Annotated in this window: 21 protein-coding genes; 11 read left to right on the forward strand and 10 right to left on the reverse strand. The window is 71.0% G+C overall.

The window, feature by feature from the left end:
• Positions 1-10: 10 nt before the first annotated feature.
• The 3 genes from AB0I43_RS19055 to AB0I43_RS19065 all read left to right on the forward strand — a co-directional run bounded on the left by AB0I43_RS19055 (position 11) and on the right by AB0I43_RS19065 (position 3,485).
• Entirely contained in the window at positions 11-1,183 is a 1,173-nt protein-coding gene (locus AB0I43_RS19055; RefSeq protein WP_357432467.1) for an acetyl-CoA C-acyltransferase, read from the forward strand.
• Positions 1,184-1,230: 47 nt separating this feature from the next.
• Positions 1,231-2,943 (forward strand): class I adenylate-forming enzyme family protein, encoded by a 1,713-nt coding sequence (locus tag AB0I43_RS19060; protein ID WP_356979700.1) that lies wholly within the window; start codon positions 1,231-1,233, stop codon positions 2,941-2,943.
• Between the two features lie 71 nt (positions 2,944-3,014).
• Positions 3,015-3,485 carry a hemerythrin domain-containing protein gene (locus AB0I43_RS19065; RefSeq protein WP_356979698.1) on the forward strand — a complete coding sequence of 157 codons (471 nt, stop codon included), beginning with the start codon at positions 3,015-3,017 and terminating at the stop codon, positions 3,483-3,485.
• Positions 3,486-3,561: 76 nt separating this feature from the next.
• On the opposite strand, the gene AB0I43_RS19070 is transcribed toward AB0I43_RS19065, so the two are convergent.
• Together AB0I43_RS19070 and AB0I43_RS19075 are read right to left on the reverse strand one after the other, a co-directional pair.
• Positions 3,562-3,723: a hypothetical protein gene (locus AB0I43_RS19070; RefSeq protein WP_356979696.1), complete on the reverse strand. Its 162-nt coding sequence runs from the start codon at positions 3,721-3,723 to the stop codon at positions 3,562-3,564.
• A gap of 394 nt (positions 3,724-4,117) precedes the next feature.
• Complete coding sequence (locus AB0I43_RS19075) at positions 4,118-4,540, reverse strand: Hsp20 family protein (RefSeq protein WP_356979694.1); 423 nt, start codon at positions 4,538-4,540, stop codon at positions 4,118-4,120.
• A gap of 152 nt (positions 4,541-4,692) precedes the next feature.
• Here AB0I43_RS19075 and AB0I43_RS19080 point away from each other — a divergent pair, with 152 nt between their 5' ends.
• Positions 4,693-5,016, forward strand: a complete 324-nt coding sequence (locus AB0I43_RS19080; RefSeq protein WP_356979692.1) for a MerR family transcriptional regulator — start codon at positions 4,693-4,695, stop codon at positions 5,014-5,016.
• Here AB0I43_RS19080 and AB0I43_RS19085 read toward each other — a convergent pair whose 3' ends face one another.
• Positions 5,017-6,789, reverse strand: a complete 1,773-nt coding sequence (locus AB0I43_RS19085; RefSeq protein ID WP_356979690.1) for an FAD-dependent oxidoreductase — start codon at positions 6,787-6,789, stop codon at positions 5,017-5,019.
• A gap of 2 nt (positions 6,790-6,791) precedes the next feature.
• Positions 6,792-8,180 (reverse strand): FAD-dependent monooxygenase, encoded by a 1,389-nt coding sequence (locus AB0I43_RS19090; protein WP_356979688.1) that lies wholly within the window; start codon positions 8,178-8,180, stop codon positions 6,792-6,794.
• Positions 8,181-8,396: 216 nt separating this feature from the next.
• On the opposite strand from AB0I43_RS19090, the gene AB0I43_RS19095 reads away from it, so the two are divergent.
• Positions 8,397-9,038, forward strand: a complete 642-nt coding sequence (locus AB0I43_RS19095) for a TetR/AcrR family transcriptional regulator (protein WP_356979686.1) — start codon at positions 8,397-8,399, stop codon at positions 9,036-9,038.
• Between the two features lie 7 nt (positions 9,039-9,045).
• Here AB0I43_RS19095 and AB0I43_RS19100 read toward each other — a convergent pair whose 3' ends face one another.
• Positions 9,046-9,237: a hypothetical protein gene (locus AB0I43_RS19100; RefSeq protein ID WP_356979684.1), complete on the reverse strand. Its 192-nt coding sequence runs from the start codon at positions 9,235-9,237 to the stop codon at positions 9,046-9,048.
• A gap of 131 nt (positions 9,238-9,368) precedes the next feature.
• Between AB0I43_RS19100 and AB0I43_RS19105 the strand changes: the two genes are divergently transcribed.
• On the forward strand, positions 9,369-10,754 hold the full coding sequence (locus AB0I43_RS19105) for an amidase (protein ID WP_356979683.1): 1,386 nt from the start codon (positions 9,369-9,371) through the stop codon (positions 10,752-10,754).
• Positions 10,755-10,808: 54 nt separating this feature from the next.
• Positions 10,809-11,990, forward strand: a complete 1,182-nt coding sequence (locus AB0I43_RS19110; RefSeq protein WP_356979682.1) for a low temperature requirement protein A — start codon at positions 10,809-10,811, stop codon at positions 11,988-11,990.
• A 3-nt stretch (positions 11,991-11,993) separates the two neighbouring features.
• On the opposite strand, the gene AB0I43_RS19115 is transcribed toward AB0I43_RS19110, so the two are convergent.
• The 4 genes from AB0I43_RS19115 to AB0I43_RS19130 form a co-directional block, all read right to left on the reverse strand.
• Positions 11,994-12,437 carry a pyridoxamine 5'-phosphate oxidase family protein gene (locus tag AB0I43_RS19115; RefSeq protein WP_356979681.1) on the reverse strand — a complete coding sequence of 148 codons (444 nt, stop codon included), beginning with the start codon at positions 12,435-12,437 and terminating at the stop codon, positions 11,994-11,996.
• A gap of 100 nt (positions 12,438-12,537) precedes the next feature.
• Positions 12,538-12,975: a hypothetical protein gene (locus tag AB0I43_RS19120; protein WP_356979679.1), complete on the reverse strand. Its 438-nt coding sequence runs from the start codon at positions 12,973-12,975 to the stop codon at positions 12,538-12,540.
• 95 nt (positions 12,976-13,070) lie between these two features.
• Positions 13,071-14,378 carry a HAMP domain-containing sensor histidine kinase gene (locus AB0I43_RS19125; RefSeq protein ID WP_356979677.1) on the reverse strand — a complete coding sequence of 436 codons (1,308 nt, stop codon included), beginning with the start codon at positions 14,376-14,378 and terminating at the stop codon, positions 13,071-13,073.
• Between the two features lie 80 nt (positions 14,379-14,458).
• Positions 14,459-15,166 carry a response regulator transcription factor gene (locus tag AB0I43_RS19130; protein ID WP_356979675.1) on the reverse strand — a complete coding sequence of 236 codons (708 nt, stop codon included), beginning with the start codon at positions 15,164-15,166 and terminating at the stop codon, positions 14,459-14,461.
• A gap of 68 nt (positions 15,167-15,234) precedes the next feature.
• Here AB0I43_RS19130 and AB0I43_RS19135 point away from each other — a divergent pair, with 68 nt between their 5' ends.
• Positions 15,235-17,151, forward strand: coding sequence for a glycoside hydrolase (locus AB0I43_RS19135; RefSeq protein ID WP_356979674.1), 1,917 nt, complete (start codon positions 15,235-15,237; stop codon positions 17,149-17,151).
• 116 nt (positions 17,152-17,267) lie between these two features.
• Positions 17,268-18,143 carry a phosphatase PAP2 family protein gene (locus AB0I43_RS19140; protein ID WP_356979672.1) on the forward strand — a complete coding sequence of 292 codons (876 nt, stop codon included), beginning with the start codon at positions 17,268-17,270 and terminating at the stop codon, positions 18,141-18,143.
• Here AB0I43_RS19140 and AB0I43_RS19145 read toward each other — a convergent pair.
• The gene (locus AB0I43_RS19145) at positions 18,076-19,575 is read right to left on the reverse strand and encodes a PucR family transcriptional regulator ligand-binding domain-containing protein (protein ID WP_356979671.1); all 1,500 of its coding nucleotides are present in this window, start codon (positions 19,573-19,575) and stop codon (positions 18,076-18,078) included. The two genes, AB0I43_RS19140 and AB0I43_RS19145, sit on opposite strands and share 68 nt — an antisense overlap.
• A gap of 372 nt (positions 19,576-19,947) precedes the next feature.
• Here AB0I43_RS19145 and AB0I43_RS19150 point away from each other — a divergent pair, with 372 nt between their 5' ends.
• Together AB0I43_RS19150 and AB0I43_RS19155 are read left to right on the forward strand one after the other, a co-directional pair.
• Complete coding sequence (locus AB0I43_RS19150) at positions 19,948-21,294, forward strand: 8-oxoguanine deaminase (protein WP_356979670.1); 1,347 nt, start codon at positions 19,948-19,950, stop codon at positions 21,292-21,294.
• Complete coding sequence (locus AB0I43_RS19155) at positions 21,291-21,596, forward strand: hypothetical protein (RefSeq protein ID WP_356979669.1); 306 nt, start codon at positions 21,291-21,293, stop codon at positions 21,594-21,596. Before AB0I43_RS19150 ends, AB0I43_RS19155 begins: the two co-directional genes overlap by 4 nt.
• Positions 21,597-21,635: the final 39 nt, after the last annotated feature.

Raw genomic sequence — 21,635 nt, forward strand, 5'->3', positions numbered from 1 at the left:
CGGTGCCTATGTGTACGACGCGGTTCGCCTGCCTCGGGGGCGGGTGCGGCGGTCGGGTGGGACGTTGGCGGGGGTGCCGCCGTACGAGTTGTTCGGTCAGTTGTTGCGGGCGCTCGAAAAGCGTTCGCTGCCTGTGGAACTGGTCGAGGACGTGATCGTCGGGATCAGTACGGTGACCGGGGAGCAGGGTGGGGACCTGGCGCGGGCGGCGGTGCAGTGGGCGGGGTGGCCGGATGCGGTGCCGGGCGGGGTGGTGTCGCGGTTGTGCTGTTCGGGGCTGGACGCCCTCGACAGCGCCGCCGCACGGATCGTCTCCGGCAGTGCGGAGGTCGTGGTCGCCGGTGGCGTGGAATCGATGTCGCGAGTGCCGATGCTGGCCGATCGGCCGGCGATCGCGCTCGATCCGGATCTGGGGGAGCGCACCGGGTTCGTGACCATCGGGGTGTCGGCCGATCTGACGGCCGCGGTCTCCGGATTCGGCCGCGCCGAACTCGACGCCTACGCGGTGCGCTCGCACCGGCGGGCGATGGCCGCCGTGGCGGGCGGCTCGCTGGTGCCCGTGCGCAAGGGCGGGGAAATCCTGCTCACTGCGGACGAGGGCGCCCGCGCCGACGCGAGCCCCGAGGCGTTCGGCAGTCTGCCCGCGCTTTTCGGCGCGGACGATCCGGCCTGGGACCGCGTCGCGCGTCGGCTCCCGGAGATCACGCGCCCCGCGGCGGGCCTGCACACGCTCGCGACCGCGCCGCAGCTCGCCGACGGCGCGTCCGCCGCGGTGCTCGGCAGTCGCCGCGCCGCCGCCCGGCTGGGCCGCGAGCCGCTCGCGGTGATCGCCGCGACCGCCCAGGCCGCGGTCCGCGCACCGCTGCTGACCGCCACCGTTCCGGCGGCGGCGGCCGCGCTGCGCCGGGCCGGGATCGGCCCCGCCCAGCTCGACGTCGCCGAGATCAACGAATCCTTCGCTGTCACACCGCTGCTGCTCACCCGCGAACTGGGCGTGGACCCGGCGCGGGTCAACCCGAACGGCGGCGCGCTGGCCTTCGGGCACCCGCTCGGCGCCACCGGCGGCAACCTCTTGGCGCTGGCGCTCGACGAATTGGCCCGCGCCGACGGCGAATACGCGCTTCTGGTGATCCCCGCCGCCCTGGGGCTGGCGACCGCCGTCGTCGTCCGCCGCCTGCGCTGAATCCCTGTCCGCACTCCCGAACCACTCGCACTCCAGAAAGCACGCTCATGTCCGATCAGTTCCTCCCCGCCGCCGACGACCGCGGCGTCACTCCGTGCCATCCCGAACAGGTCGTCCGCGAATACCTGGACAAGGGGTGGTGGCAGCGGGAGACCATGCTCGAGGTCTTCGACGACTGGGTCCGGCGCCGGCCGGACGCGGCGGCGATCACCGATCCGGCGAACCTGGAGGCGCTGACCGGCGCGCAACCCGAGGAGCTGACCTGGCGGCAGCTGCACGACCGGGTGGAGCGGATCGCGGCGGCGCTGCACGCCACCGGGATCCGGCAGGGGGAGGTGGTCGCGGTGCTGGTGCCGAATTCGGTGGCACTCGTTGCCAGCTATCTCGCGCTGTGGCGTTTGGGCGCGGTGGCCACGCCGATGCCCGTGTCCTATCGAGGACACGAGATCTCGGGCATCGTCGCCGCCTCGGGCGCGGTGGCGATGATCACCGTGTCGCGGTTGGCGGATCGCGCACCGGCAGAGGAGGTCTCGGGCCTGGGGTTGCGCACCGTGTACACCGTCGATCGGGACGGCGCGGCGAGCTTGCACCCGGACGCGGCCCCCGATCCCGCGGCGCTGCGCGAATACCTCGCGTCCCTGCGGGTCACGGTCAACGATCGGGTGACGATCTGCTGGACCAGCGGCACCGAGGCCGCGCCCAAGGGTGTGCCGCGCTGCCACGGCGACTGGCTGGCCATCGGCTGGGGCCCGCAGGACGGCTTGGAGACCGGGCCGGAGTCGGTCATTCTCAATCCGTTTCCGCTGGTCAACATGGCGGGGTTCGCGGGCTCGCTGCTGCCGTGGCTGCTCGGCGGCGGGCACCTGGTGCAGCACCACCCGCTGGATCTGCCGGTGTTCCTCGGGCAGATCCAGAAGCACGGTGTGACCCACACCTCGATGCCGCCGGCGCTGCTCACGATGCTCTTGCAGCGCGAGGATCTGCGCGGCCTGGCCGATCTGTCCTCGCTGCGCCGAGTCGGTTCCGGCGGCGCGCCGCTGCCGCCGGGCGTGGTGCGGGAGTGGCAGGAACGATTCGGCATCGAGGTGCTCAACTTCTTCGGATCCAACGAGGGCGTGAGCCTGATGGGCGCGCCGGCCGACATCCCCGATCCGGTCCTGCGCGCCCAGCACCTGCCCAATTACAGTGCGCCGGGACACACCTGGGCGAGCCGGCTGGCTGCCAATACCGCTGTGCGGCTGGTCGATCCGAGCACCGGTGTCCAGGTCGACGAGATCGGCGCGCAGGGTGAGCTGCGCCTGAAGGGGCCCGCGGTCTTCGGCGGCTACCTGCCCGGCACCGCGGCGAGCACGCCGTTCGACGCCGAGGGCTACCTGTGCAGCGGCGACGTCTTCGAACTCTGCGGCGCGGACGGCCGGTACCTGCGCTTCGTCGACCGGCTCAAGGAGATCGTGATCCGGGGCGGCATGAACATCGCGCCCGCCGAGATCGAGGGTCTGCTCCAGGATCACCCCGCGATCGCCGAGGTCGCCATTGTGGGATATCCCGATTCTGTGCTCGGTGAGAAATGTTGTGCGATAGTCGTGCCCAAGCCGGGCGCGAGCATCACTCTCGGCGAGCTCACCGACCATCTGCGGGCCCGCGACATCGCGTCGTTCAAGCTCCCGGAACGGCTGGAGCTCGTCGCGGCGCTGCCACGTAACCCGGTCGGCAAGATCCTGCGCCGGCGACTACGGGATGAATTGCTCGACCAACCCTGATCGGTGCGGTTTCGTGGCGTCTGCGTGGGCAGGACTGGGCAGAGTCCTGTTTTCACCGCGAGGGAGTTTCGATGTCCACCGACGCGATCGTTGTGCTGCGTGCGGACCATACGGCGGTGCGGACGCTGTTCCGCGAATTCGAGGAAGCGAGCGCGGCGGCGCATCGCACGCGCGGGCTGGTGGTCGCGCGGATCATCGAGTTGCTGACCGTGCACACTTGGCTCGAGAACGAGTGCCTGTATCCGGAATTGCAGGCGCTCGTTCCCGGGCTGGAGGCCGCCATTCTCGAGTCCTACGAGGAGCACCACATCGCCGAGGTACTGATGGCCGAACTGGCCGTCATGTCACCCGGCGACGCCCGTTTCACGGCCAAGACCAGGGTGCTCATCGAGCACGTCGAGCAGCATATGGACGAGGAGGAGAACACGCTGTTTCCCCGGATGCGAGAACATCTGGGCCGCAAACAACTTCAGGACGTGGGCGCACGCATGCTGGAGCTGCGGGCGCGCACCGGCGGCCGGACGCCGGCGCCGCTGCCCTGAGGGATCGAAATGCAGTGCGTAGCAACGGTTGCGGAGTTCGATTCCGCCACCAAACTACGCACTGATTTCGGCTCGGTCAGGCGACGCTGCGGCGGGCGGGCCGGGCATCGGGGCCCATCACCTGCTCCCACCAGGAGTCCAGCGGACTCGGGTCGGGCCAGACGATCGGGGTTTCGGTATCGGATTCGGCATCTTCGCGCGGGCGGGGGACAGTGGTGCGGTTGTCGAGACTGGCCACGATCTGGATTCCTCCGAGTGTCTGAAGTTGTCTCTCAGGTGCTGACTGCTTTCACCCCCGCACATCTCGCGCGCTGCACGAGATGTGAACGGCGGCAGTAATTCCCGTGCCGCGCGGGGGTAAACCTCGATAAGCGAAGGGATGCCCGATGTAGGGAAGGGGGACGACCCGGCAGGGCGGGGTCGTACTCGGCGGTGTCCGATGCTCATGCGATCCGCTCGGCGAGCGGTACGACTTCGTTGTCGAATTCGGCACCGGCGCCCGGCACCTGCTGGTCAGCGTAGTCGGCTTCGCCCGACCACGGGAGGTATCCGGCGCGGGTGTGTCTCGATCGTCACGATCGAGACACACCCGCGGGACCAGTCACTGCGGGGAGCGTACGTCCGGCTACCGGTCAGGCGTCGAGGACGCGCTGGCGCCCGTTCCCGCGCGCGATCTCGATCTTGCGCGGCTTGGCCTGCTCGGCGACCGGAATGCTCAGCCGCAGCACGCCATCGGTGTAGTCGGCGCGGATCTGCTCGGTGTCCAGGTGCTCACCGAGGAACAATTGCCGGGTGAAGACGCCGCGCGAGCGCTCGGCGGCGATCATTTCCCGGTTCGCGTCCAGGGCGGGGCGCTCGGCGCGCACCGTCAGCAGGTTGCGTTCGACGTCGAGGTCCAGGGAATCGATATCGATCCCGGGCAGATCGAACTCGACGACGAACTCGTCCCCGACGCGCCAGGCGTCCATCGGCATCACCGCGGGGCGGGCCGCGGTGCCGAGGACCTGCTGCGCGAGACGGTCCAGATCGCGGAACGGATCGGTACGCATCAGCATGGTCGCCATCTCAGTTTCACTCCCATCGTTCTAGGTTGTGCCGGAGATTATCTGTGCCTCCAGGCATAGATTTGTTATAGCAATCTCCGCACAACAGTGCAAGACTCGAGTTCAGATAATCTGTCCTCGCAGCACAGAGGGAGAGCAACCGCATGAACCAGGATCGAGCCGCCAAGGCCCACCTACCCGATCCCGCGGCCGGGGTGTACGGCATCTCGGTGGCCGCGGGCCTGTCCGGCGTCGCCGTGCAGACGCTGCGGCTCTACGAGCGGCACGGCCTGCTCACGCCGTCGCGCAGCGACGGCGGCACCCGCCGCTACAGCGGTGACGATCTCGCCCGGCTGGAACGCATCACCATGCTGGCCGCCGCCGGGATCAACATCGCCGGGATCGGCCGCATCCTCGATCTCGAGGACGACAACGCGGTGCTGCGCGCCGACAACGTCCGGCTGGCCAAACGGCTGGGCGAGAAGTGATCAGCTGTCCATGATGTGCGGCAGCCCGTGGCGGAAGCGGTCGGCGTCGAGGCGCTTGAGGGGTTCGAAGGCCGGGAGCGACACCAGGGGCGCGATGGTGGCCCGCGGCGCGGAATCGCCGGCCGCGTCCAGGATGGCGTTGGTGGCGGCGCGGCCGGACTCGTTGGCGCTCTCCATCGTGGCCAGGTCGATGTGCGAGCGGACGTGGTCGCCGCCGAAGAACAGATTCGGTATCGCGCAGTGCGCGTGCGGGCGGTGATCGTAGGACCCCACGGTGTTCACCAGCAGCGGAGTCTCGTTGTGGATGCCGCCGCCGGACCAGGAGATGCCGGGATCCAGGTGCCAGGAGTGGATGTCGGCGTCGTGCAGCCAGTCGGTCGAGGTGCCCAGCCAGCCGCGCAACTGCGCCCAGACCTCGCGGGCGATCTCCTCCGCCGAGCAGTCCTTGGCGGAGCGGCCGTAGAGGATGCCCGGCGTATCCCAGTCCGAGACGTCCACCGACAGGCATTCCCGGACGCTGCCGTCGCCGTAGCGGGCCGCGAAATCGCCGCGCCACATCGGCGCCTGGCGCAGGGCGGTAATGGCCCAGGGCGTGCCGAGCGCGGCGATGTGTCCCTGCGGTAGCCGCGTCGGTTCGCGCAGGAAGTACTGGATGCCGACCATCCAGTCGGTGATCAGCTCGGCCATGCCCGCCAGGTGCGGGTCGGCGTCGAGGATGTCACCGCTGAGCAGCGGCACGGCCTTCTCGACCGGCATGGCGCAGACGTACCAGTCGGCCTGCACGGTCGATGTGCCGCCGGTCCCCGTCACCGTCACCCCCGCGATGACGCCGTCGCGCAGCCGGAGCCGCGACGCTCGCTGTCCGAGGACGAAAACCACACCGCGCGAACGCAAGTAGGCCACCCACGGGTCGATCCACACCTCGTTCGTCGGCCCGTTCAGAATCCGGTCCACGCCCCCGCTGAACTGCGGGATCAGGCCCGATCCGGCCAGCACCAGGGCCTCGCCGATGGTGCCGATGGTGCGCGCCGAACTCAGGTGCGGCTTGGCGGCGACGGTGATCCGGGTCAGAGCGCTGACCAGATATTCGCGATAGGCCGCCGACTTGCCCCGCGCCTGCAGCATCGCCTCCCAGGTCACGTATTCCCATTGCCCGTAGCGGCGTTCGTCGGAGGAGGTGAACCACAACGCGATCTGCCGGGCGAAGAACGCCAGCTCGTGCGGCGGCAACTGCGGGACGAAGCCGAACGCGCTGATCAGGGCGAGCTGCAACAGCTCCGGCGTGAGGTGGCGCAGTCCGCTCAGCTCCACGGGCGCGAAAATCGGCGGCAGATCGCGGAATCCGGCGACCGCGCCGTCCACCCGCACCAGATTCCCGGCGACGCCGTTGGCGTTGCCGGGGAACGGGATCCGGCTCATGGTGTCGGGAATGTTCTGATAGCAGCCGGGGAAGAACCGGAAGCCGTGCTCGCCCGGGAGGTCGGCGCGGCCGCCCGCGCCGGTGCCCGGCACACCCATGCTGCGCGCCTTGCCGCCGAGGTGTGCGGGCTCGTAAACGGTGACCGCGTAACCTCTTTCGATGAGTTCGTGGGCCGCGGACAGTCCGGCCACACCGCCGCCGAAGATCGCCACCGAGCGCCCGGCGGTGTGCAACGCGGGGGAGCGGCGGGGCGCGGCCTGGGCGGGTGCGGCGCTCAGGCCGCCGGCGGCGCCGAGGACGAGCGCGCCGCGGAGCACCTCGCGGCGGCTGAGCGCGGGCGGGGAATCGTGCATGTCTAGCTCCTGGAAACGGGACCGCAGGCCTGCGCGGCCGAGCGGGCGGCAGGCACGGGAGCGGGGGAGAGCGGAATCGCCTGGGCGGCGGTGCGCGCCTGCAACCATTCGGCGGCGGCGTCGCGGATCTCCTGCCCCAGGTTCACCAGCACACCGGTGCGGTCGCCGCGGCGCAGCGCGTGCGCGGTGAGCGTGGTGATCCGGGCGGGGGTCAGGAGTTGTTTGGGTGTCGTTGTGCGGGAGAATATTTCGGTGGCGGCCAAGGCCAGGGCGGCCTCGTGCTGGGCGGCCCGGTACAGCTCGATCTCGAGTGGGCGCATCGGCTCGGCGCGGGCCAGGCGGTTGGTCCACTGGTACATGTCGAGGCATTCGCCCGCGCGCTGCCGCTCCCAGTCCAGTAGTGCGCGGTCCAGGGCGATGGGGTCGTCGAGCACGGGCGCGACCGCCGCGCCGAGCAGGCGGCCGTAGCGGAGCGCGTCGCGAATGCCCTGGGCGGTCACGGGATCCTTGAAATGCCCGGCGTCGCCGGGCAGGGCCCAGCCCGGGCCGCTGGCGCGGCGGAAGTAGGACTCGATGCCGGTCGCCGCGCGCACCCGGCTCACCCGGGTGCAGCCCGCGAGCCGCCGCGCCAGCGGCGGGAGCCGTTCGATCGCGGCCACATACCGGGCCTCGGACTGCGCGGGCCCGGGGTTGGTCGCGGGCGGCTGGACCAGGCTCAGCAGCAGTCCGTCGTCGCAGGGAAAGGCGGTGCCGAGATCGGCTCCGGCGCGCCACTGCGCGGCGACGTGGCGCTGGCTGGGATCGGCGTCGCGCCAATAGGCGAAGTAGCAGTCCCGCCCGCTCGGCGCGCGCAGGTAGGGCTGTTGCGCGCCGACCAGCTTGGCGACGGTGCTGCGGCGGCCGTCCGCGCCGATCACCAGGGGTGCGCGCAGCTCCAGCGTGCCGTCGGCGCGATCGGTGTAGCGGACGCCGGCGACTCGGCCGCGCGCCCAGAGCAGTTCGCCGACCCGCGCCTGCTCGCGCACCTCGGCCCCGGCCGCGCGAGCGGTCTCGACCAGCGCGGCGTCCAGGCCGGGCCGCCGCACGCACAGGGCGTGGTCGACGCCCTCGACCGGGCTGAACGGAGAGCTGACGCAGAAGCCGGAGCCGCCCGCCCGCGCCACGGTCAACCGCGGTGCGCCGAGGGCGTCGATCGCGTCCGCCGCGCCCAGCGTATGCAGTTCGGCCACGCCCGCCGGCCACAGCAGGTGGGTGGAGAGCGTGTCCGAGGGGAACCGGGCGCTGTCCAGGGCGACGACGTGACGCCCGGCCCGGGCGAGGGCGATGGCGGCGGCCGAGCCCGCGCACCGGGCGCCGACCACGATCGCGTCGACCTGCTGGGTGGCCGTCATGCCGGGTGCCCGAACATCGGGGCGCGATCGAAATCGACTGCGAGGGCTACGTATTCGATCATGATCCGCCTCGGTCACTATGTCTCGGACACTGTGTCCGATAGTGAGCGCGGCGCGGCCGAAAGTCAACACCTGTCTGGGTCAGAAGCCGTATCGGCCGGACGGAAAGGAAAGGAGCACAATGGCACCCATGGCCGTCTCGACACCGGACCTCCGATGCCCTCGCTGACGCGTCCCGCGCGCACGGCCCGCGGCCCCGGCGACGACCGCCGCGCGGAGCTGGAACAGCGGGTGCTCGGCGCGCTGGAACAGCTACTCGCCGAGGGCATTCCGTTCACCGAGATCGCGGTGCAGCGCATCGCCGCCACCGCGCGGATCGCGCGCTCGACCTTCTACCGCTACTTTCCGGACAAGAGTCAGCTGCTCATCCGCATGGCCGACCTGGCCACCGCCGAACTCTTCGGTGCGGCCGAATTGTGGTGGGGCGCCGAGCACGCCGACGAGCGGGCCGGCGTGGTCGCGGCGATCCGCGCGATGATCGCGGGCTTCCGCGAGCATCGCTACCTGCTGCTGGCGCTCACCGAGGTGGCCGCCTACGACCGCGATGTCGGCGCGTACTGGCGTGCGCGGGTGGCCCTGTTCATGGGCGTGGTGCGCGAGCGGCTCGAAGCCGACCAGCGGCGCGGCCGGGTGAGCGGCGAATTGGACGCCGCCGCAACAGCGCTCGTGCTGACCTCGATGGTGGAGCGCGCGATCGCGGTGAATTTCTCCGACGCGCAGGCGGTGGGCGACGAGGTGCTGGCCACGGCGCTGGGCCGCGCGATCTGGCTCACCGTCTACGGTGACGCGCCCGGGTGAAGCGGCGCTAAGCCTTGTGCGGGAGGATGTTCAGAACGAGGGCGAGCCCGATCGCCAAGCTGGCGCAGGCGGCGAGGGTGATGCCGGTTGACCGCGTGATGGCGGCGATCCCGGCCGAGAAGGCCAGGCACGTCGATGAAGCCAAAGCGGCGGTCCCCGGTTCCATACCGGCAATCCGGGTAGGTCGGTAGTCCGTCATACCCTCCGGTTACCCCGTTGCGGCCGTTATGAAACCGTGATGCCGCCTCGGCGGTATCGGCGCAGGTACTAGGCTCGACAGCCACACAGGTGATCCGGTCGTGACGGCCGGACCGGAGAATCGGGTCGAGCATGCGTGAAATCGTGTCCGCGGGAGTGCGCGAGCAACGGGAGCTACTCGGTAGCGGGGAGATCTCGGCCGCCGAACTGGTCGAGGCGACCCTGCGCGGCCTCGAGGAGTCCGACCTCAACGCCTTCAGCACCGTGCTGCGGGCGCGGGCGGTCACCGAGGCCGCCGAGCGCGACCGGGAACGCGCGGCCGGGGCCGATCTCGGGCCGCTGCACGGCGTGCCGATCGCGATCAAGGAGGAACTCGATCTGGCGGGCGAGGTGACGACCTACGGCACCCGCGCCAATCATCGGCCCGCCGCCGCGGACTGCGAAGTCGTGCGGCGGCTGCGCGCGGCCGGTGCGATCATCGTCGGCAAGACCGCCATGCCGGAGTTCGGGCAGTGGCCCTTCACCGAGTCCACCACCCACGGCGTCACCCGCAATCCGTGGGACCGCGACCGCTCCACGGGCGGGTCCAGCGGCGGGTCGGCAGCGGCCGTGGCGGCGGGGCTGGTGCCGGTCGCGATCGGCGGCGACGGCGGCGGGTCGATCCGGATCCCCGCGGCGTGCTGCGGGCTGTTCGGGCTGAAGTCCCAGCGCGGGCGCGTCCCGACCGCACCCAACGAGCACCTGTGGTGGGCGCTCGGGGTGATCGGGCCGCTGGCGCGCAGCGTGCACGACAGCGCGCTGGTCTACGACGTGATCCGGGGCAGCACCCCGCGCGATCGCTTCCAGGCGCCGGACCCGATCATGTCCTTCGCCGCGGCCGCCGCGCAGCCCGCGCCCGCGCTGCGCATCGGGTACAGCACGAAATCGCCGGTGCCGCTGTCGAAACCGGATCCGCAGCACGTCCAGGCGGTGCTGGACACGGCCGAGTTGCTAGCCGGTCTGGGGCACACCGTGTTCGAGATCGACCCGCGCTACCCCGATCCCACGCCCGCGTTCCTGCCGCAGTTCTTCGGGGGCGTCCGCGCCGAAGCCGAGCTGGTGGACGACCCGGCGCGGCTGGAACGCCGCACCCGCGAGACCGTCGCCCTCGGCGCCTGGGCCCGTCGTCCGGTGATCGAGCGGGCGATCCGCCGGGGCGAGGCGCTGGCGCGCAAGGTCGACCGGCTCTTCACCGAGTGCGATCTGCTGCTGACGCCGGTGATCGCCATCCGCCCGCCGCGGGTGGGCGTGCTCGACGGTGCGGGCGCGGTGCGGGCGCTGCTGCGGTCCATGCCGATGGCCGCCTACACCGGGATGTGGAACGTCACCGGGCATCCGGCCGCCTCGATCCCCGTCGGCGTCGGCACCGAGGGGTTGCCGCTGGCCGTGCAGCTGGTCGGCCCGGCGAACGGTGAGACCACGATCCTGCCCGTCGCCGCGCAGCTGGAAGTCGCCCGGCCGCAGCCCCGCGCCTTCTGACCCGTCCCGCGCGCCGGACCGCCGCCACCTTCGGCGCGTCCCTACGATGCCCCTATGACCGAGCAGGCGACCGGCGGGTGGACGTGGCGGCATTCGATGGTGCCGCGCAGTCCACAGGAGCGGCACCGGGCGGCGACGCCGCTCGAGTTGCTACTGGATCTGTGCTTCGTCGTCGCGATCGCGCAACTCGCGCTCCGGCTCGAGCACGCGCTGGCCGAGGGGCATTTCGCGCACGGGGTGCTGAGCTACTTCCTGGTGTTCTTCGCGATCTGGTGGGCCTGGATGACCTTCACCTGGTTCGCCTCCGCCTTCGACACCGACGACGTGCCCTACCGGTTGTCCACGCTGCTGGTGATGACCGGCGTGCTGGTGCTGGCCGCCGGCGTGCCGCGCGCCTTCGACGACGGCGACTTCGGGATCGTGTTCGCCGGCTACCTGGTGATGCGGGTCGGGCTGGTGGCCCAGCAGGTACGGGCGGCGGTGGCCCATCCGCAGGGCCGGATCGCCATGCTGCGCTACGCGGGCGGGGAATCGGCGTGCATGCTCGGCTGGGCCGTGGTCATCTTCGGGCTGCCGGACCAGTTGCGCACCTGGGGATTCCTGGTCATGGCGGCGGCCGAGCTGCTGGTGCCGCTGTGGGCGGAGCGCGCCTGGCACATGCCGTGGCATCCGCATCACATCGCCGAACGCTACGGGCTGCTGACCATCATCGTGCTCGGCGAGACGATCCTGTCCGCCACCAATGCCTTTCGCGACGCCTTCGCCGCCGTCACCAACACCGAACTGCTGCTGATCGCGGGCGGCGGACTGCTCATCGTGTTCGCGATGTGGTGGGTCTACTTCTCGCTCAACGCCGGTGAGCTGCTGACCTCGGCCGCGGTCGCGTTCCGATGGGGCTACGGCCACTATGTGATCTTCGCGGCCGGCGCGGCGGTGGGCGCGGGCCTGTCGGTGAATATCGCCCAGGTGGAGCACCATGCGGAGCTGTCCACGACCCAGGCGGGCCTGGCCGTCACCATCCCGGTGTTCTGCTACCTGCTGGTGGTCTGGTGGCTGATGGTCCGGCCGCACGGCGCGAACGCTCCCTTCGCCTGGACCATGCCGCTCCTGGGCCTGTTCGTGCTGGGCGCGAGTTTCACGCCGCACCCGGTGCCTGTGGCGGGTGTCCTGATGGCGCTGCTGATGGGCGTCAGCATCTACGCGCACTCGCGGCGGCCGGGCGCTGTCGCGGATTGAGCCTCAGCGCTCGGCGCGCGCGGGCACCAATCCGTAAGGGGCAGGGTGGATCTGCCGCGTAAAGTCCATGACCTCCGCGGCGTGCGGGCGCAGCCGCAGCAGCACGAAGTCGCCGCCGTCCGGGCCGCCCGGGAAGAAGACCTCGTAGCCCGGCTGCCACTTGGCGTTCGATTCGACCGTGTCGTCGATGATTTCGGCGGTCGCGTACAGGCAGGTGTAGGCCAGCGTGGCCCGGTCCTCGACGGCGTAGGACACCTCGGGTTGCGCGGCGATCTCCCGCGCTTTGCGCGATTCGGGGCTCGTTCCGATCCAGATCGTGCCGTCGGCGTCGACCTGCATGGTCTGTACCAGGCGAGTGTGCGGTACGCCCGCGGCGGTGGTCGTCAGAAACCCGTATTTGCTGGCACGCACGATTTCCGTTGCGAAGGTGAAGAGTTCGTCGGACATGGGAGTTCTCCTCGGCGATGTAGAAGGCTCGATCTATATAAAGCGAACGTACTACATCGACCCCGCTCCGGACCACCGAGAGTGGTCCGGAGCACGGTGATCAGTCCACGCGGAAGGTGATCGTGCCGGGTTCGGGCAGGTGAGCAGGCCCGACGCGCAGGGTGGCGACGAACTGGCCGACGCCGCCGGGTCGGAACATGGCCGAGCGCCCGATGTTCCAGGAGCCCGGACCCGGCACCGTGACGGTGCGGGTGCCGGTCTCGCCGGTGTCGAGGTTGCGCCAGTCCAGGGTGAGCGGGACCGAGCACGACCCCACGCCGTAGAGCTGGGCGTCGACCTGGAAACTGGCCAGGCCCTGGCCTTCCGGGCCGATGGCCGATTGGATCCGGCCGAAGCACAGGCCGTCCTGGCCCAGGGTGTACACGGTGGGGAACTCGCGCACGTCGTAGACCGCCGCGGCGGGCGCGGCCGTGGCGCACAGGCCCGCCGCCGCGGCCGCCGCGATCCCGGCTGTCGCCGCTGCCTTCGTCGAAATCATGGATATCCCTTCGGTGAAACGACCGACCGGTCAGGTCGGCATCTTCCGAAGGGGGACTACCCACTCTTTCGCCTCGCGAACGGAGCGCGGGAGTTCTACCCGGTCGCGGGGAAGCGCAGGTCGACGGTGAGGCCCGTCGGTTCGGTCCGCCGCGTGGTCACCGTGATGCCGTGCGTGTGCGCGACGCGCGCCACGATGGCCAGGCCGAGACCGGAGCCCGGGACGGCCGAGACGGTGGGGGAGCGGTAGAAGCGATCGAAGATCCGGCCGGCGTCGTCGCCGGAGACGCCGGGTCCGTGGTCGGCGACCGAGAGGGTCCGGTCGCGGATCGTGATGACCACTGGCGGCGCACCGTATTTCAGGGCGTTGTCGATCAGGTTGGTGAGCAGACTCAGCAGGTGGGTGCGGTTGCCGTGGACGTCGAGCGGCGCGAGATCGCGCACCAGGGCGGCGTGCGGGTACCGGGCGGCGGCCTGTTCGACGAGATCGTCGAGCGGGAGCGGTTCGCGAGGTGGATTCCGTCCGGCCTCCTCGATCCGCGCCAGATCCAGCAGGTTGGTGACGAGTTCGGTCAGGGTGTCGATGCCCGAGCGGACGCGGGCCCGGGCCCGCTGCGCGCCGGACTCGGAAAGACCGGGCGCGCCGAGCAATTCGATGTCGGAGCGCAGCGCGGTGAGCGGTGTGCGGAGCTCGTGCGAGGCGTCGGCGATCAGCTGCCGCTGCGCGGCCTGCGCGGCGGCCAGCGCGGCGAGCATCTCGTTGAAACTCGTTGCCAGATCCGCGAGTTCGTCCTCGCCGCGCACCGGCAGCCGTTCGCCGGGGTCGGCGGTGCGCGCCACCCGGCGTGCGACGCCGGCGACCGCGCCGAGCGGGCGCAGGCCGAAGCGGGTCACCAGATATCCGGCGGTACAGGCCAGTACGACGGCGGCGAGCACGCCGAGCGCGAGCATCCGGGCGTAGGTGCGGATGCTCGCGGCCATGCCGTCGGTGCGGGTCCAGACCTGCACGGCGCGACCGTCTCCGGTCGCGGCGGTGAGTACGCGCACCGGGTGGCCGCGGTAGTCGCGATCCTCGAACATCCGGCCGCCGTCGCGGGCGATCGCGGCCTCGCCCGCAGTGACGGCCAGCCCGTCGCCGGAATCATTTGTGCCGGAGACGAATCGGCTGCACGGCGGCGAGGTCAGCCACTGACACGTGCCCGCCTGCTCCGGCACCCAGGTATCGTGCTGCTCCGCCCGGACCGTCGACGTCGCCGCCTGCACGAGCGTCTGATCGACCTGCCGATGGACCTCGCGCTGGAACAGCAGAAACGCCCCCACCGCCATCCCGGTCGCCAGCAGCGTGGCGGCAGCGGCGGCCAGCACCGCCACTCGCTGACGTAAGGACAAGCGGCGCAGGCGCATGCCACCGGATGCTGTCGGCGCGCAACCGGCCGCGCCCGCCGGAACGCGACGCGAGGCGAAATGCCTTGGTGATGAGCGCATTACGATGTCCGAACCTGGTAGCCGATGCCCCGCACGGTGTGGATCACGCCCGGGCAGCCCGCGGCGTCGAGCTTGCGGCGGAGGTAGCGGATGTAGACGTCGATGGCGTTGCTGGTCTGGGGGAGGGCGCCGCCCCAGACGCGTTCGGCGATGGTGTCGCGGGACAGCACCAGGCCGGTGTTGCGGGCGAGCAGGTCCAGCACGGCGAATTCGGTCATGGTGAACTGGGCGACGACGGCCCCCGCGCGGGTGGCCTGGCGCGAGTGCGCGTGCAGCAGCAGGGGGCCGAGCTCGACGTCCGCGCTGTCCGCGGGTGCGCGGTGCTGCGCGCGGCGCAGCAGGGCGCGGACGCGGGCGCGGAGTTCGCCGAGGTCGTAGGGCTTGCCGAGGTAGTCGTCGGCGCCGGCGTCCAGGCCCTGGATGCGGTCGGCGGTGGTGTCGTGGGCGGTCAGGATGAGGATCGGGGTGGCGTCGCCGGCGGCGCGCAGGCGGCGGCAGAGCGCGGAGCCGTCCAGGCGCGGCATGGAGAGATCCAGGACGATGGCGTCGACCGGCCCGTCCTCGAGGATCCGCCAGGCGGCCAGGCCGTCGGCGGCCCGTTCCACCTGGTAGCGGTCGAGCGCCGACAGCGCGTCACCAAGGGCGTCGCGGACGTTCGGGTCGTCGTCGACGACCAGGACGCGCGGCGCCTCTAATAAATCGCTCATCGTCGCTCTCTACCTTCGCCCGGGTGCCTAGGAAAACAGTGCGAACACGACCAACACGGTATGCGGTGATGTTGCTCTGCGGTGCGACGGCTCTCGCCGCGTCGGGCTGCGGACTGCTGCGGAGCGACCGGACCGCCCCCGCGACAGTGCAGCTCGTCGACGGGAAGCCCCGATTGGTTACCGCCGAGCACACCATCGAGGTGGACCCGGCCACGCTGCGCGTCGACTCGGACGCAGGACCGCTGTCCGAGGGGGCGGCCGAAGCGCTGGGCACGCCGGGCGCGCTCACCAGGGACGGAGACCGGGTGCGCTGGTCACTGCCCGGCGCGGGCCTCGAGGTCTCGGCCCGCGCCGACGGCGACCGGCTCGCCCTCGACCTCACCGCCACCACGCCGGCCACGCTGACCTGGCCGGTCGTCCCGGCAGAGGCCCAGGCGATCCAGGTGCCCGAGGGCGACGGGCTGAACATCCCCGTCGGCGACCCGCTCTGGACCGATCCCGATTCCGGCGTCGTCGACCCCGCCGGCCGCCGCCTCCAGGACCTGACCTTCCCCGGCCTCGGCTTCACCGGCGCACACCCGGGCACCGGCGCGAGCTACATCATCCCGACCGACCTGGGCAGCACCGTCACCTTCACCGACCGCGACCGGCGGCTCGGCCTCACGGTGCGCCACGACTTCGACCCGGCCGCCGCGACCGGCACCTACACCGTCGTACTCGACCCCACCCGCGGCGGCCCGATCGACAGCGCGCTGGACTACCGGCGCTGGCTGGCCGGCCACGGCGGGCTCAGCTCGCTCGACGCCAAGATCCGGCAGAACCCCGAGGTGGCGAAGCTGCTCGGCGCGTTCCACGTCTACCTGTGGGGTGACGCCCGGAGCGCGCGCGGCGTGCGGGCATTGCGGGAGGCGGGCCTGGACCGGCTCTGGCTCGGCTACGACTCGGGCGACCCGCGGATCGGCGCGGACGCGATCGAGGCCGCGAAGCGGGCCGGATACCTGATCGGCCCGTACGACACCTTCTCCAACGTGCAGGACCCGGCCGGCGCGATCGACGCGCCCACGTCACGATGGCCCGCACCCCTGTGGCCGGAGGGCTGCGTGCTCGACGCGAACGGCAAGCCCGAGACCGGTTTCGGTGGTCGCGGCTGCTACCTGAGCTCCGCCGCGCTGGCCCAGCGCCCGGACCTGCTGGCCCAGCGCGAACAGCAGATGAGCGCGGACGGCGTGAACAGCTACTTCGTCGACGTCGACGCCACCGGCGAGACCTTCCGCGACTACTCGCCCCGGCATCCGATGACCGAGCAGGACGACCGCGAGCACCGCCTGGCGCGGCTGCGCGCCCTGCTGCCCCGATTCGTCGTCGGCTCCGAAACCGTGGGGGCCTGGGCGAATTCGGCCGTCGCGTTCAGCCACGGCTCCTCGACCCCGATCGCCGACGGACTCTGGGCACTACAGCGCGACAAGCAGCGCTGGGGCGCGTGGTACGGCGCGAACGGACCCGCGAACTTCTTGCAGCCGGTCGAACTCCCCGCGTCGCTCGCCGACCGGATGTTCGACTTCGGATACCGGATTCCGATGTACCAGGCGGTGTTTCACGACGCGGTGGTCAGCACGGACCGCTGGGAACTGGGGCTGAACAAGTTTCCGGCCCTGGCGAAGCGGCGCACCCTGGCCGCGATGCTCTACAACGCGCCGCTCAACTACAACGTCAACCTCGACACCCTGGCCGAGTGGGGCCCGTCGATGGCCCGCGCGCAGCAGTACTTCCGCTTCCTCCAGGACGCCGCGGGCACCACGGCGCTCACCGACTTCGGCTGGCTGACCGAGGACAAACTGGTGCAGCGCACGGGCTTCGGCGACCGCCTCGTCGTGGTCGCCAACTTCGGTACCGCGCCCTACACCGTCCCCGGGCTGGGCACGGTCGACGGCGGGTGCGTCCTGGCCCGGGACTCCGCGAACCAGGTGCGCACCCTGTGTCCGTGACCAGACCGCCGCGGCGTCCCCGGCGACTGCTGACCCACGCTCCGACGGAACCACTCCGACGTCTGCCGCCTCGGCCCCGCGACGAATCCGGTGTGCGGGCTTCGCGACGGACCCGCGTGCCGACGTTGTTGGCGGTCGGGTTCTTCGCGGCGGCCGCGCTCGTCTACGGGGTGACGGCCTGGACCACGGCCGGGCAGGAATGGGATCAGCAGGTGTTCCTGGCCGCGCGGTCGCGGCTGTCGGTACTGCCGGTGCCCGCATGGGCGCGGATACCGTGGGTTTCCAGTCCCGCGATGTGGATCGGGACTGCCACCCTGATCGGGCTGCTCGGTGTCGTGTGTGGATTGCGTTGGCGGACAATGCTTTATCTGGCGTTCCCGCCGTCGATGATTCTGCTGGCCAGGCTGCTGCGCACGGTCGTGCTCGACCGGCCGCAGCTGGACGGGGCCGCGCAGTGGGCCGCCGCGAACGCCGCCCCCAGCGGACACGCGACGGCCGCCGTCGCCGTCGCCGTGGTCTTGGTCAAGGTCGCCCCCGCACTTCTGCGCCCGTGGATCGCGGTGGTGGTGGCGGGCTGGGCCACACTGATCGGGGTGCAGCTGGTGGTGGCGGGCTGGCATCGCCCGGGCGATGTGCTGCTGGCATTTCTCCTGGTCGGTGCCTTTGCGGACCTACTGCCCACGGTGCGGGACGACCCCACGGGCAGCGCCCGAGCCGGGCGGGACCCCGCAGCAGCTCGAGTCCGCGCTCCGGCCGAACGTCGTGGCGGCCTGGCCGGACGCCGCATTCAGTGCAGGCCCGCCGCGCTCATCTTGATCCTCGGCACCCTGGCGGGCGTCACGTCGACCTGGGCGACAGTCGGCACCCTCGGCCCGAAGACCACCCAGGCGTTCGCCCTGATCGCCCTCTGCGCCGCCGCGGTCCTCAGCGCAGCGCCAGCGCCAGGAAGAAGTCGACGCGGTCCTCGAGCCGGGACAGGTCGCGTTCGGTGAGCTCCTCGATCCGCTGGATGCGGTAGCGCAGCGTGTTGACGTGCACGTGCAGCAACTCCGCGGACTTGGTCCAGGAGCCCGAGGATTGCAGGAAGGTCTCCAGGGTGTGCACCAGGTCGGCGCGGTTGTCCTGGTCGTAGCTGCTCAGCGGGTCCAGCAGCCGGGTGCGGAACATCCGTCGCACCTCGTCGGGGACGCTGGCCAGCAGCAGCATGTGGGTGGCGAGCTGATCGTGGCCCACCACGCCCGCGGGCTGATCGCCGCGCGCGGCCATGCGCCGGGCATAGCGAGCCTCCTCGACCGCGCCGCGCAGGCCTTCGCCGTCGACCACGCCGCTGACGCCGACGAAGAGCCGGCCGGCGCCCAGTCCGGGCGCCAATTCGGCGATCGCCAGCTGGATTTCGTCCAGGATCGAGGCGCGCGCCGGGATCAGCGCGATGGCCTCGCCGTCCACCACGCCGGCGGCGGGCCGCCTGCCGTAAAGGATTTCGCGCAACAGGACACGTAATTCACCGGGCCGCAGAGTGTCGCCCTCGGCCGCCGCGGCGACCGCGATGTAGGTCTCGCCGGGGCCGAGCCCGGTCAGTTCCAGGCGCGAGATGATCTCGGCCGGCTTGGCGTCGGAGACGATCAGCTCGATGAGTTCCTGGGCGAGGCGGCCCTCGGCGCTCTGCCGGTCGTCCAGGCGCGCGCGTTCCAGCGACACCACGGCAGCCAGTTCGCCGGGCAGCGCGCGGCGTTCCTCGGACCACTCGGAGTAGTCGCCCTGGAAGACCAGGAACCAGTCCGCGACCCGCGAGGTGCTGTGCTCGTCGACCGCGAACACCGAGAACGGGGCCTCGTCCTCGCGCACCACCAGGGGCAGCCGGCGGGCGTTGAGGAAGGCCGCGGTGACGTCGGCCGGCGGCGCGCTCGACCCGGCGACCACGCGCCCGGTCGAGGACATCACCCAGCAGCTCATGCCGAGGTCGCGCTCGATCAGGTCCAGCACCGAACCGAGCCCGCTGCCCGCGACCAGCTGCCGGTGCCGGTCCAGCACCGCGCTCAGGTCGGCCGCGCGGCCGGTGGAGAGGTTGCGGGTGATCTGCTCGGTGACGGTCGCGAAGGCGATGTTCTCGGGTACCGAGAACAGCGGGATGCGATGCCGGCGGCAGGCCTCGACGATGTCCTGGGGGATCTCGCCGTAACGCGCGTCACCGGCGGCCAGGCCCGCGACCCCGGCTCGGGCGAGTGCGCCGACGAAGGTCTCGCTGTCGGACGGGTCGTCGCGCCATTGCAGACCGGACAGCACGAGTTCGCCGCCGGACAGGTAGCGGCTCGGGTCCAGGAGGTCGGTGGTTACCACCCAGCGCACGAATCGGTCCAGGTCTTCCTCCCCGGTGAGGAGCTCGAGACCGAGGGCCGTCATGGTGAGCAGGGAACGTAATCGCACAGTTTTCTACGCTAACAGTGGGGCGGGTGCCCACCGCATTTGGAGATACGTACAAACCTCGGGGTGTGAACTGGGCCACAGTTCAGATTTCTTGTTCCTACCTGTTCACTTTCCGGCCAGCTGTACTTACGGACATGGATTTACCGCGACCCGCGTGCCGGGCCGAGGCGCTGGTGCTCGAGGCTGTTCGCCCCTGTCCCGGGACTGCCCCGGACGGAGCCGAGAAAACCGCCGAGTTCGAGTTCGACAAAAACCGCCGAACCGGGGATGACCACCCCGCGCTACCGGTCAGCTATGCGGTGATCGATGCTGTCTGCGGGCGGATGGCCGCCTGATGCGCATTCCGGAAACCATCGCAAAGGCAGCAGTCGAATGAAAACTGTCATCGAGAACGCGTACATCGCCCCGGTCGCCGGGCCCGAGATCCCCTCGGGATATCTGGTCGCCGAGAACGGCCGGATCACCGCGCTGGGTGCTGGGCCGGCGCCGAAAGTCGAGGGCGCGGAACGCATCAACGGCGCCGGCTGCCTCGTCACCCCGGGCCTGGTCAACACCCACCACCACCTCTACCAGTGGGCGAGCCAGGGCCTGTTCCAGGACGCGACGCTGTTCGAATGGCTGACGGGCCTCTACCAGCTGTGGGCGCGGATGGACGCCGAGGTGGTCTACGGGGCGGCCTCGGCGGGCCTGGGCTGGCTGGCGCTGAGCGGCTGCACCACCAGCACCGACCACCACTACATCTTCCCCAAGGACCGGGGCGATCTCTTCGACGCGGAGATCCGCGCCGCGCGGGAGATCGGCATCCGATTCCAGCCGTGCCGCGGTTCGATGGATCGCGGGCAGTCCGACGGCGGCCTGCCGCCGGACTCGGTGGTGGAGACCCGCGACGAAATCCTTTCCCACACTGCCGAAGTCATCGACAAGTACCATGATCCGTCCTTCGACTCGATGCTGCGGGTCGCCGTCGCGCCGTGCTCGCCGTTCTCGGTGACCGCCGAGCTGATGACCGAGTCGGCCGCGCTCGCCCGGGACAAGGGCGTGCGGCTGCACACCCACCTGGCCGAGACGCTGGACGAGGAGCAGCACTGCCTCGAGCAGATGGGTTGCACCCCGGTCGAATACATGGCGAAGCTGGGCTGGCTCGGCGACGACGTGTGGTTCGCGCACGCGGTGCACCTGCACGACGCCGATATCCGCCGCTTCGCCGAGACCGGCACCGGTTCCGCGCACTGCCCGACCTCCAACGCCCGCTTGGGCGCGGGCATCGCCCGCGTCACCGAACTGATGGCCGCGGGCGCGCCCGTGGGCCTCGGCGTGGACGGCGCGGCCTCGAGCGAATTGACCTCGCTGGCCGGGGAGATGCGCCAGGCGCTGCTGTTCCAGCGGGCGGTGCGCGGCCCGAAGGCGTTCACCGCCCGCCAGGCCCTGGAGATCGGCACGCTCGGCGGCGCGCGAAACCTGGGGCGGCAGAACGAGATCGGCTCGCTCGAGGTGGGCAAGCTCGCCGATATCGCCGTCTGGCGCGTCGACGGCTTCCGCTCGGCCATCGAGGACCCGGTCTGCACCCTGGTCTTCGGCCCCACGCCGCCGCTGGCCCGGCTGCTGGTCGGCGGGCACACCGTGGTCGAGAACAACGAATTGCGCACCGTCGCCCACGACGCGACCGGCCGCGCCGGCGCCGATGCCCGTAAACGCTTGCTGCAGGAGGGAACCCGATGACAGTCGCTTCCTCCGCGGTGCTCCCGGAGTACGCCGATGTCCTGATTGAGGGGGTCATCGGCGAGCGCCGCGAGAACCACAGTCCGATCCCGCGTCTCGCCACGCCGCCACAGCGGCCGGAGATTCGGGACGATTCCCAGCCGCGTACCCCATCCGGGTTGCGTGGCGCCGGAGTGCCACCCATGCGCTCCGCCACTCCCGCGGGCGTCGCCGTCCGCCGTGACGCGCGCCGCCCGCGGGAGATCTCCGTGCACCTCATCCGGGTGCCGGAACCACCGGAACGCACGTTCCGGAGCTGTTGATCAACGGGGACGCCGCATCTTTCGCAACGAGGCGGCGGT

It is taken from the genome of Nocardia sp. NPDC050435 (assembly GCF_040655395.1).
In the GTDB taxonomy this organism is placed as follows: domain Bacteria; phylum Actinomycetota; class Actinomycetes; order Mycobacteriales; family Mycobacteriaceae; genus Nocardia.